Here is a 9,700-nt window from a genome sequence, read left to right as displayed (position 1 = left end):
CGGCCGGGCAGGGGCGCCCATGTCACAACTCGCGGAGTCAGCCCGCCATGACGGCTTCCGCCTCAAGCGTCGTACCGACCGCCTGGATCACCGAAGCGATCTTGAAGGCCTCCTGGATGACGTCACGGTCGACGCCCGCCTTGCGCAGCACCTGCTCGTGCGAGTCCAGGCACTGGCCACAGCCGTTGATCGCGGAGACCGCGAGCGACCACAGCTCGAAGTCGATCTTCTCGACGCCCGGGTTGCCGATGACGTTCATCCGCAGACCGGCGCGCAGCGTCCCGTACTCGGGGTCCGACAGCAGGTGCCGGGTCCGGTAGAAGACGTTGTTCATCGCCATGATCGCGGCGGCCGACTTGGCGGCCGTGTACGCCTCGGCGGAGAGGTTGGCCTTGGCCTCCGGCTCCAGCTCGCGCAGCACGATCGGCGAGCGCGAGGCGATCGCGCAGGCCAGAACCGTGCCCCACAGCTGCTGCTGCGGAAGTTCGCTGTTGCCGATCACAGAACCGAGGTTCAGCTTCAGGTCCTTGGCGTAGTCCGGCAGCGCGGACTTCAGCTCATCGAGGGCCATGCTCACTCACCGGCCAGCAGCTTGACCGGGTCGAGGGTGTTCTCGCCCTTGGTCCAGTTGCAGGGGCAGAGCTCGTCGGTCTGCAGGGCGTCGAGGACCCGCAGGACCTCCTTGGGGTTACGGCCGACGGAGCCGGCGGTCACCATCGTGAACTGGATCTCGTTGTTCGGGTCGACGATGAAGACGGCGCGCTGCGCGAAGCCGTCCTCGCCCTCGATGCCCAGGTCGCGCATCAGCTCGTGCTTGGAGTCGGCCAGCATCGGGAAGGGCAGGTCACGCAGGTCGTCGTGGTCCTTGCGCCAGGCGTGGTGGACGAACTCGGAGTCGCCGGAGAAGCCGAGGATCTGGGCGTCGCGGTCGGCGAACTCCTCGTTCAGCTTGCCGAACGCGGCGATCTCGGTGGGGCAGACGAAGGTGAAGTCCTTGGGCCACGCGAAGACGACCTTCCACTTGCCCTCGTAGGACTTGTGGGTGATCTGCTCGAATTCCTTGCCGCTCTCCAGCGAGACGCAGGCGGTCAGTTCGAACGTGGGGAACTGGTCACCAACAGTGAGCACGCGCTCTCCTTGCAGATTGGAAGTACCCCTCGTGAGGGCTTCCGGGGGTTGGACGGACCCTCAGACTGGCACAGAGTGCATTGATCACGGAAATAGCTAGACTGGGTCATCGTGATCGGAGGTACTTATCAGTGGCGGCGATGACTGCTGGAACGAATACGGTGAACCGGGGCAAGCAGCCCAGTCTGGCGCAGCTGCGTGCCTTCGCCGCCGTGGCCGAGCATCTGCACTTCCGGGACGCTGCTGCCGCTATAGGGATGAGTCAGCCCGCGCTCTCCGGCGCCGTGTCGGCGCTGGAGGAGGCACTGGGTGTCCAGCTGCTGGAGCGTACGACCCGGAAGGTGCTGCTGTCGCCCGCGGGGGAGCGGCTCGCGGTCCGGGCGAAGGCGGTCCTCGACGCGGTCGGTGAGCTGCTGGAGGAGGCCGAGGCGGTACGGGCGCCCTTCACCGGAGTGCTCCGGCTCGGCGTGATCCCGACCGTGGCACCGTATCTGCTGCCCACCGTGCTCCGGCTGGTCCACGAGCGCTATCCGGAGCTGGACATCCAGGTGCACGAGGAGCAGACCTCGTCCCTGCTGGAGGGACTCTCGGCGGGCCGGCTCGACCTGCTGCTGCTCGCCGTCCCGCTCGGGGTGCCAGGAGTGACCGAACTCCCCCTCTTCGACGAGGACTTCGTGCTCGTGACGCACGGCGACCACTGGCTCGGCGGGCGCCACGACATCCCGCGCGACGCGCTGAAGGAGCTTCCGCTGCTCCTCCTCGACGAGGGGCACTGCCTGCGTGACCAGGCCCTCGACGTCTGCCGGGAAGCGGGCCGCACGGAGGGCGCCCCGGTCACCACGACCGCGGCCGGTCTGTCCACCCTGGTCCAGCTGGTCGCGGGCGGCCTCGGCGTGACGCTGCTTCCGCGCACCGCGGTCCACGTCGAGACCGGACGCAACCCGGCCCTGGTGACCGGCTGCTTCGCGGAACCGGCGCCCACACGCCGCATCGCCCTGGCGATGCGTGCCGGGGCGGCCCGCCAGGGCGAGTTCGAGGAGTTCGCCGACGCACTCCGGGAGGCCCTGGCGGACCTCCCGGTGCGGGTGGTGACCGGCTGACTCACTCCGTGCGCAGACCCTCGGGCCGCATCAGCCGCCACAGCGGCGGCAGGCTGAGCAGGGTCACGAGGAGAACGACACCGGCGCCGACGCCGGACATCGAGACCACCGAGAGCCAGTCGACGGACACCCGGGCGCCCGCCATCTTGAGCAGCACGGTGCCGAGGGCCAGACCCACCGCGGTGGCGAGCAGCAGCCCGAGCGCGATCGGCACCGCCGTCTGCCACAGCACCGACATGCTCAGAGTCGAGCGCCGGGTGCCGAAGGCGACGAGCGCGGACAGCAGCTTCTTGCGCTCGCGCAGCTGCTCCAGCTGGGAGACCAGCAGGCTCGCCCCGATCAGCAGCAGTACGCAGGTCGCCCCGACGAACAGCCCGGTGCGGATCGACGCGAAGCGGCTGGACTGCTCGGTGGCCTGGAGATGCATCGTCGTCAGCAACGGGTCGGCCTTCAGGATCGCCGTCCGGGCGTGCTCGATCGCGTCCGGCACCTTCGGTTCCAACTGGACGTAGATGGTGGCGAACCGCGTCTCGCCGACGTCCCCGGGCGCAGCGCCGGGCGTGGTGAGGACGCCGCTCTGCTTGACTCCCGCCGGGTCCTTACGGCTCGCGACCTGCTTGGCGGTGCTGGGCAGCGTCCAGGCGACGGGCGGGGGCGCGTCCTCGTCGCCGTAGACGTTCCCCGCGTAGAGCTTGCGGCCGGGCTTCGCCACCGACTGCGTTCCGGAGTCGTCGTATCCGCCGTGCAGGACGAAGGTGTCGCCGTCCTTGCAGGAGGGCAGCTGCGCCACTTCACGCAGCGCGGCACAGGTGCCGATGGTGAGGCTGGTCGTCTGCTCCGAATCGGGTGTGGCCGCGATCGAGACGCTGGTCAGCGGGACGGCCTTGGAAACCCCGTCGGCCTGCTCGATCTGCCCGGCGACGGCGGTGATCCGGGTGGCGGCCTCGCTGCCCTGCGGAACCAGCGCGGAGATCGCGGCGCGTGAGGGGTCCTCACCGGTGTCCCTGGTGTACGCGCCGTCGAGGCCGGAGAACATCATCTGCAGCGCGATCGCGCCGGCCACCGCGACGGCGATGCCGTTGACCAGCCGGGCAGCGTTTCCGCTGCTCATCTGGAGCCGCCGGACAGCCAGTTGCCAGGACACTCCGCCACCGCCGAGCCGGGCCACGGCCGTCTCGACGAGCCAGGGCAGCAGTGCCGTGATCCCGATCAGCAGCAGCACGACACCGCCGATGACCTGTGCCTGGTTGAAGTACCCGTTGTCGTTGCCCTGCCCGATCATCGGGTAGAGCAGGGCGAGTCCGGCCAGCGGCAGCAGCAGCCGCCACCAGATGCGCCGGCGGGCGGGCTTGGCCGTACGGACCACTCCGAGCGGCTCGATCACGACACTGCGCAGCGCGAACAGTGTCACCGCCACGGCAGCGGCCGGCACGGCGAGCCCGACGAGCGCGGCGAGCCCCGGAGTGGGGTCGAGGTCGCCGGGGAAGACGCTCAGCCGGTACAGGTCGACTCCGGCCGCCGACTGGCGTACCGCGAAGAAGAACCCGGTGCCGAGGACCAGACCGGCCAGGGAACCGGCGAGCGCCTCTCCCGCCGCGATCCGGCGCGCCATCCGGCCGTCGGCGCCGATCAGGCGCAGCGCGGCCAGACGTCGGTCGCGGCGCTCGCCGCCGAAACGCACGGCGGCCGCGATGAAGACGGCGACGGGTGTCAGCAGGGCGACGAACACCAAGGTGATCAGGAGAAGGAGTACGGGGTCCAGGGGCTCCGGCTCGGCGGAGTTGTCGAAGCCGGTGACCCGAGGGACCTTCCCGTCGAGCGGCTTCAGGGTGTCGCTGCCCGCGTAGTAGGCGAGTTCGGAGGGCCCGACCAGACCCTGGTCGCCGATGATCGCGGTGACCTTCCCGTCCAGCCGCTCGCGCAGGAGCTTGCCGTCCGTGGACTTGAGCAGCTTGTCGAGCGCGGGTGACACGGCCATCTCGCCCGCTGCCGGGAAGGACCGCAGACCGGGCGGAACCGGCGCGTCCGGGCCCTCCGGCCTCAGCAGCCTGCCGTAGATCTCCTCGCCGCGGTAGCGGGTGTCGACCTCGGCGACGAGCAGCGTGTCGTGCCCGGCCTTCTCGGCGGTCGGCGCGGTGTGCTCGCTGCGGGCGCTCGCGCGTGCGTCGCGTCCGCCCAGCGCGCTCGGGATCGCGGTCGTGACCAGCAGCAGCGCCACGCCGAGCCCCACGCCGACGCCGGTGAGCAGGGTGCGGGTCCAGCCCTCACGGCCGCCGCTCACCGCGAACCTGGCGCCCATGAGCAGATCGCGCGCCCAGACACGGGCGCTCATACGGCGCGCTCCATGTCCCGGGACCTGCCGTCGCGTACGACGATCTCGCGGTCCGAGTACGCGGCCACCCGAGCCTCGTGCGTGACGAGGACGACGGCGGCGTTCGCGGACCGGGCGGCCTCCGTGAGCAGCTCCATCACCCGCTCGCCGTTGAGGGAGTCGAGCGCGCCGGTCGGCTCGTCGGCGAACAGCACCCGCGGGCCGGTGACCAGGGAACGGGCCACGGCGACGCGCTGGCCCTGGCCGCCGGAGACCTCACCGGGGCGCTTGGCGGCGAGGTCGTCGACCTCCAGTCGCTCCATCCACCGCAGGGCGGTGCGCTCGGCCTCCTTGCGCTTGGTGCCGTTCAGCCGCAGCGGCAGCGCCACGTTCTCGACGCAGCTCAGCTCGGGCACGAGCTGGCCGAACTGGAAGACGAAACCGAACTCGCTGCGGCGCAGCGCGCTGCGCTCCGCGTCGTTCATCGCCGACAGCTCACGGCCGTCGTAGGTGATGGTGCCCGAGTCGGGGGTGACGATCCCGGCAAGGCAGTGCAGCAGCGTCGACTTGCCGGAGCCGGAGGGGCCCATGACGGCGACGACCTCGCCGGGGTGGATGGAGAACTCGGCGCCGTCCAGCGCGTTGGTGGGCCCGTACGCCTTGCGGAGGTCGTCCGCGACGAGCAGGGAGCCGGCGGGGGTCATGCGGTCACCGCCTTCGCGAGCTGGTCGAGGCGGGCGGCGGCCAGCTCCAGCCAGCGCAGGTCGGCCTCCAGGTGGAAGAGCGCGTGGTCGCAGATGAGCTGGTCGGCGAGGTCGCCGCGGCGCTTGCGATCGGTGAGGATGCGCATCAGCCGCAGGTGCTCCGAGCGCTGTGTGTCGAGCAGTTCGGCTGCGCTGCGGCCGGTGAGCAGCGCGAGGACGACCTTGGTGTAGAGGGTCGACTGGAGGTACGGCTCCGGCTTCTCGGGCGTGGCGAGCCACTGGGCGACATCGGTGATGCCGGCTTCGGTGATCGCGTACCGCTTGCGCTCGGGGCCGCCTCCCGCCTCGATCCCGTCGACCTCGACGAGGCCGTTCTTCAGCAGCCGCGACATCGTCGAATAGACCTGTCCGTAGTGCAGCGGCCGGTCGTGGCCGAACTTCTCGTCGAAGGTGCGCTTCAGGTCGTAACCGTGGCGGGGTCCGGACTCCAGGAGCCCGAGGAGCGTGTGACCGATTGACATGACGAAGACTCTACACAGTGCGTATACCTCGTGTGTATACGCACTGTGTAGAGTTAGCTCTCGGGCGACTGTCCGCGCAGGTCAGGGCCGATTGTCACGGTTCGGAACGGCGGGATCCGGGGGCTGCCGACCGGGCGGAGGCTCCTGGCCCGGCGGAGCCGCCTGGCCTGGTGGGACCTTCGGTGGCCGCCCCCGCCGGGGGATCGGCTTGACGCTGCCCGGGAGCCGTCCCGCCTCCGACAACGCCCGTCGGAGCAGGAACTCGATCTGCGCGTTGGCGCTGCGCAGCTCGTCGGAGGCCCAGCGGGCGAGGGCCTCGTACACCGCCGGGTCCAGCCGCAGCAGTACCTGCTTCCGCTCGGGGGGCGTCACTGGTAGAGGGTGCCCGTGTTGAGGACCGGCTGGGCGGAGCGGTCTCCGCACAGCACCACCATCAGGTTGGACACCATCGCCGCCTTGCGCTCGTCGTCCAGCTCCACGAAGCCCTCCTCGGAGATCCGGGCCAGCGCGGCCTCCACCATGCCGACCGCACCGTCCACGATCTGCCGGCGGGCGGCGACCATCGCGCCCGCCTGCTGACGCTGGAGCATCGCGGAGGCGATCTCCGGGGCGTAGGCGAGATGCGTGAAGCGGGACTCGATGATGTGGACGCCCGCGGCCTCACCGCGCGCGTGCAGTTCGGCCGCGAGCTTCTCGGTGATCTCCTCGGCGTTGCCGCGCAGCGACAGCCCGTCCTCTTCATGGGCGTCGTAGGGGTACTCGATCGCGATGTGCCGGACCGCCGCCTCGGTCTGCGTGGACACGAACTCCAGGAAGTCGTCCACCTCGAACAGCGCCTGTGCGGTGTCCTCTACCTTCCACACCACCACGGCGGCCAGCTCGATCGGGTTGCCGTACGCGTCGTTGACCTTGAGGATCGCGGTCTCGTGGTTGCGTACCCGGGTCGAGATCTTCTCGCGCGAGGTCAGCGGGTTCACCCAGCGCAGCCCGTCCGTGCGGATCGTGCCGCGGTAGCGGCCGAAGAGCTGGACCACCCGGGCCTCGCCCGGCGCCACCATATTCAGCCCGGACATCGCGAAGAGGGCCGCGACCGCCACGGCGATGCCGCCCAGGACCAGGGCCACCTTCGCCGCGTCCGAGCTCTGTGTGGCGCCGGCCACGACCAGAGCGACGCCGGCCGCCACGCCGATGAGTCCGAGCAGGAGAGCGAGGCCGCCGCCGATGCTGTGCGCGGCGAACTCCCGGACCCGCGGCTCGGGCATCTCGGGCGTGTCCTCGTGAAGGGATCTGCTGGTCGCAGGCATGTTCCGTCCCCCGTTTCGCGGCCGTGCGCGACGGCCGTCTGAGCTAGCAATGTGATTACACATTATCTGACTCGGCAACCCTGCGCACCTCTCGTGAGTCGGTTCCCTAGAGACAGGTGCTGATTCTCACGTCCGGAAAAGGCCGGATCGGTTGAACTTTGTCTGTACGAGCGGTGTTAGCTTTCTGAGCTGATCTGGCGACGACCGCCGGCGTACTAGACGAAGATCAACGCAGCAGCAGAACGCAGAAACACAGCACGCAGCACGCGGAACGCGGTACAGAGAGCGGAGCAACGGAGCGATGGGCCGAGCGGAAGCGCGACAAGCCCGGCAGCGCGGTGCGCGCCGGGCGAAGAAAGCCGGAGGCATACGGCGCTTCTTCACCTGGAAGAAGATGCTGGGCACGTTCTTCACCCTCTGCCTGCTGCTGATGGGCGCGTTCGTCGTGGTCTATCTGCTCGTGCCGGTGCCGGAGGGCAACGCCCAGGCGACGATGCAGAGCAACGTCTACAAGTACAGCGACGGCACCGTCCTGGCCCGCACCGGAGAGATCAACCGCGAGATCGTCGGCCTGGAGAAGATCCCGAAGCCGGTTCAGATGACGTTCGTCGCCGCCGAGAACAAGACCTTCTTCAAGGACTCGGGTGTCGACATCAAGGGCACCGCCCGTGGTGTCCTCAACACCCTTACCGGCAAGGGCAAGCAGGGTGGCTCGACCATCACCCAGCAGTACGTCAAGAACTACTACCTGAACCAGGACCAGACGGTCACCCGCAAGCTCAAGGAGCTGGTGATCTCCCTGAAGGTGGACCGCGAGAACGAGAAGGACGAGATCCTCGCGGGCTATATCAACACCAGCTACTACGGGCGCGGCGCCTACGGCATCCAGGCCGCGGCGCAGGCGTACTACGGCAAGGACGCGGGGAAGCTCAACGTCGCGGAGGGCGCGTACCTCGCCGCCGTGCTCCAGGCCCCGAGCCAGTACGACTGGGCGGCCGCCTCCCCGACCGGCAGGAAGCTGGTCACCGAGCGCTGGAACTACGTCCTGAACAACATGGTCGAGGAGGACTGGCTGGACTCCGCAGAGCGTGCCGGCCTCAAGTTCCCCGTACCCAAGCCCCCGAAGGCCGCCCCCGGCATGGGAGGCCAGACCGGCTATCTCGTCGAGGCGGCCAACGCCGAGCTGGAGCGCCACAACATCAGCGAGGAGGAGATCAAGGCCGGCGGCTGGACCATCACGCTCAACATCGACAAGAAGCGCCAGAAGGAACTCGTCGAGGCCGTCAACGATCAGCTGGAGAAGAAGCTCGACCGCAAGGGCGACAAGCGCGACGCGACCGTCCAGGCGGGTGCGACCTCCGTCGACCCGAAGACCGGCAAGGTCGTCGCGCTGTACGGCGGCATCGGAGCGACCGAGCACTGGCTGTCCAACGCCACCCGGCGCGACTACCAGCCCGCCTCCACCTTCAAGCCCATCGTGCTCGCCTCCGCCCTGCAGAACGAGTCGGTGACCCAGGACGACAAGCCGATCGGCCTGAACACCGTCTACGACGGCACCAGCAAGCGGCCGGTCGAGGGCAGCGACACCCCCTTCGCGCCGGAGAACGAGGACGACAGGGACTACGGCAAGGTCACCGTCCAGCGAGCCACGAACAGCTCGATCAACTCGGTCTACGCCCAGATGATCGTGGACGTCGGACCGGACAAGGTGAAGAAGACCGCGCTCGGCCTCGGCATGAAGGACGGCGAGGGCTGGCCGGTGCGGCCCGCCATGTCGCTCGGCACGATGGGCGCCTCCCCGTGGGACATGGCCGGGGTGTACGCGACCCTCGACAACCACGGCAAGAAGGTCACGCCGTCGATCGTGGCCAAAGCCGAGCACATGGCCCGCACGGTCGACACGGACGAGGCGGACGGCGAGCAGGCGATCAGCCGTGAGGCGGCGGACACCGTGACCCAGGCCATGACCGGCGTCGTGAAGAGCGGCTCGGGTCAGAACGCGCGGGGCGACTACTTCGCGGCCGGCAAGACCGGTACCTCGGAGAACAACCGCTCGGCGTGGTTCGTGGGCTACACACCCCAACTCGTCACCGCCGTCGGCCTCTTCGGTGAGGACCCCAAGGGCAACCAGGTCACCCTGACCGACACGGTCAACGAGGGCCGCGCCAACGGTGGTGGCGTCCCGGCCATGATCTGGCAGCAGTACACGACCGGCGCCCTCGGCGGCGGCTCGGACGAGGAGTTCGACCTGGAGGTCGCGGAGTCCGTGGTGGAGGAGCCCACGTCGACGCCGACGGTGACGCCTTCGGAGACCGAGAAGACGAAGGGCCCGGACGACAAGCCGACGAAGACGAAGGGCCCGGACAAGCCGACCCGTACGCCGGACAACACCCCGACGGGCACTCCGCCCACCGGGCCGGGCGACTCCACGGGCACCTCCAACGGAGGCACCACGGACGGCGGTACGACCGACGGAGGCACCACGGACGGCGGTACGACCGACGGTGGCACCACGGACGGCGGTACCACCGACGGAGGCGCCACGTCCGGCACGTCGTCCGGCACGACGCAGGGCGTCCGGCCGCCCAGGACGTAGGGCCTGCCATCGGCAGGCAGTTGTGAGGAAGGGCCC

At 69.5% G+C, this 9,700-nt stretch carries 9 protein-coding genes; 2 read left to right on the top strand and 7 right to left on the bottom strand.

The window, feature by feature from the left end; genetic code table 11:
• Window positions 1–37: 37 nt before the first annotated feature.
• Window positions 38–571, bottom strand: a complete 534-nt coding sequence (locus ACWGI8_RS31690; RefSeq protein WP_453666157.1) for an alkyl hydroperoxide reductase — start codon at window positions 569–571, stop codon at window positions 38–40.
• A 2-nt stretch (window positions 572–573) separates the two neighbouring features.
• Window positions 574–1,128: a peroxiredoxin gene (locus tag ACWGI8_RS31685; RefSeq protein ID WP_453666155.1), complete on the bottom strand. Its 555-nt coding sequence runs from the start codon at window positions 1,126–1,128 to the stop codon at window positions 574–576.
• Between the two features lie 140 nt (window positions 1,129–1,268).
• Here ACWGI8_RS31685 and ACWGI8_RS31680 point away from each other — a divergent pair, with 140 nt between their 5' ends.
• Window positions 1,269–2,228, top strand: a complete 960-nt coding sequence (locus tag ACWGI8_RS31680; protein WP_453666154.1) for a hydrogen peroxide-inducible genes activator — start codon at window positions 1,269–1,271, stop codon at window positions 2,226–2,228.
• A 1-nt stretch (window position 2,229) separates the two neighbouring features.
• On the opposite strand, the gene ACWGI8_RS31675 is transcribed toward ACWGI8_RS31680, so the two are convergent.
• The 5 genes from ACWGI8_RS31675 to ACWGI8_RS31655 form a co-directional block, all read right to left on the bottom strand.
• Window positions 2,230–4,560, bottom strand: a complete 2,331-nt coding sequence (locus ACWGI8_RS31675) for an FtsX-like permease family protein (RefSeq protein ID WP_453666152.1) — start codon at window positions 4,558–4,560, stop codon at window positions 2,230–2,232.
• The gene (locus ACWGI8_RS31670; RefSeq protein ID WP_453666150.1) at window positions 4,557–5,243 is read right to left on the bottom strand and encodes an ABC transporter ATP-binding protein; all 687 of its coding nucleotides are present in this window, start codon (window positions 5,241–5,243) and stop codon (window positions 4,557–4,559) included. The genes ACWGI8_RS31675 and ACWGI8_RS31670 overlap by 4 nt, the downstream gene beginning before the upstream one ends.
• On the bottom strand, window positions 5,240–5,764 hold the full coding sequence (locus ACWGI8_RS31665; protein WP_453666149.1) for a PadR family transcriptional regulator: 525 nt from the start codon (window positions 5,762–5,764) through the stop codon (window positions 5,240–5,242). The genes ACWGI8_RS31670 and ACWGI8_RS31665 overlap by 4 nt, the downstream gene beginning before the upstream one ends.
• A gap of 81 nt (window positions 5,765–5,845) precedes the next feature.
• Window positions 5,846–6,187, bottom strand: a complete 342-nt coding sequence (locus tag ACWGI8_RS31660; RefSeq protein WP_453666148.1) for a hypothetical protein — start codon at window positions 6,185–6,187, stop codon at window positions 5,846–5,848.
• On the bottom strand, window positions 6,133–7,068 hold the full coding sequence (locus tag ACWGI8_RS31655; RefSeq protein ID WP_453666146.1) for an SPFH domain-containing protein: 936 nt from the start codon (window positions 7,066–7,068) through the stop codon (window positions 6,133–6,135). Before ACWGI8_RS31655 ends, ACWGI8_RS31660 begins: the two co-directional genes overlap by 55 nt.
• A 301-nt stretch (window positions 7,069–7,369) precedes the next feature.
• Between ACWGI8_RS31655 and ACWGI8_RS31650 the strand changes: the two genes are divergently transcribed.
• A complete protein-coding gene (locus ACWGI8_RS31650; protein ID WP_453666144.1) occupies window positions 7,370–9,664 on the top strand; it encodes a transglycosylase domain-containing protein in 2,295 nt (764 codons plus the stop codon).
• Window positions 9,665–9,700 lie beyond the last annotated feature (36 nt).

The organism is Streptomyces sp. NPDC054841, assembly GCF_053611045.1.
Note: the sequence above shows the minus strand (reverse complement) of the source record. Positions and strands in the feature narration are given on the sequence as shown.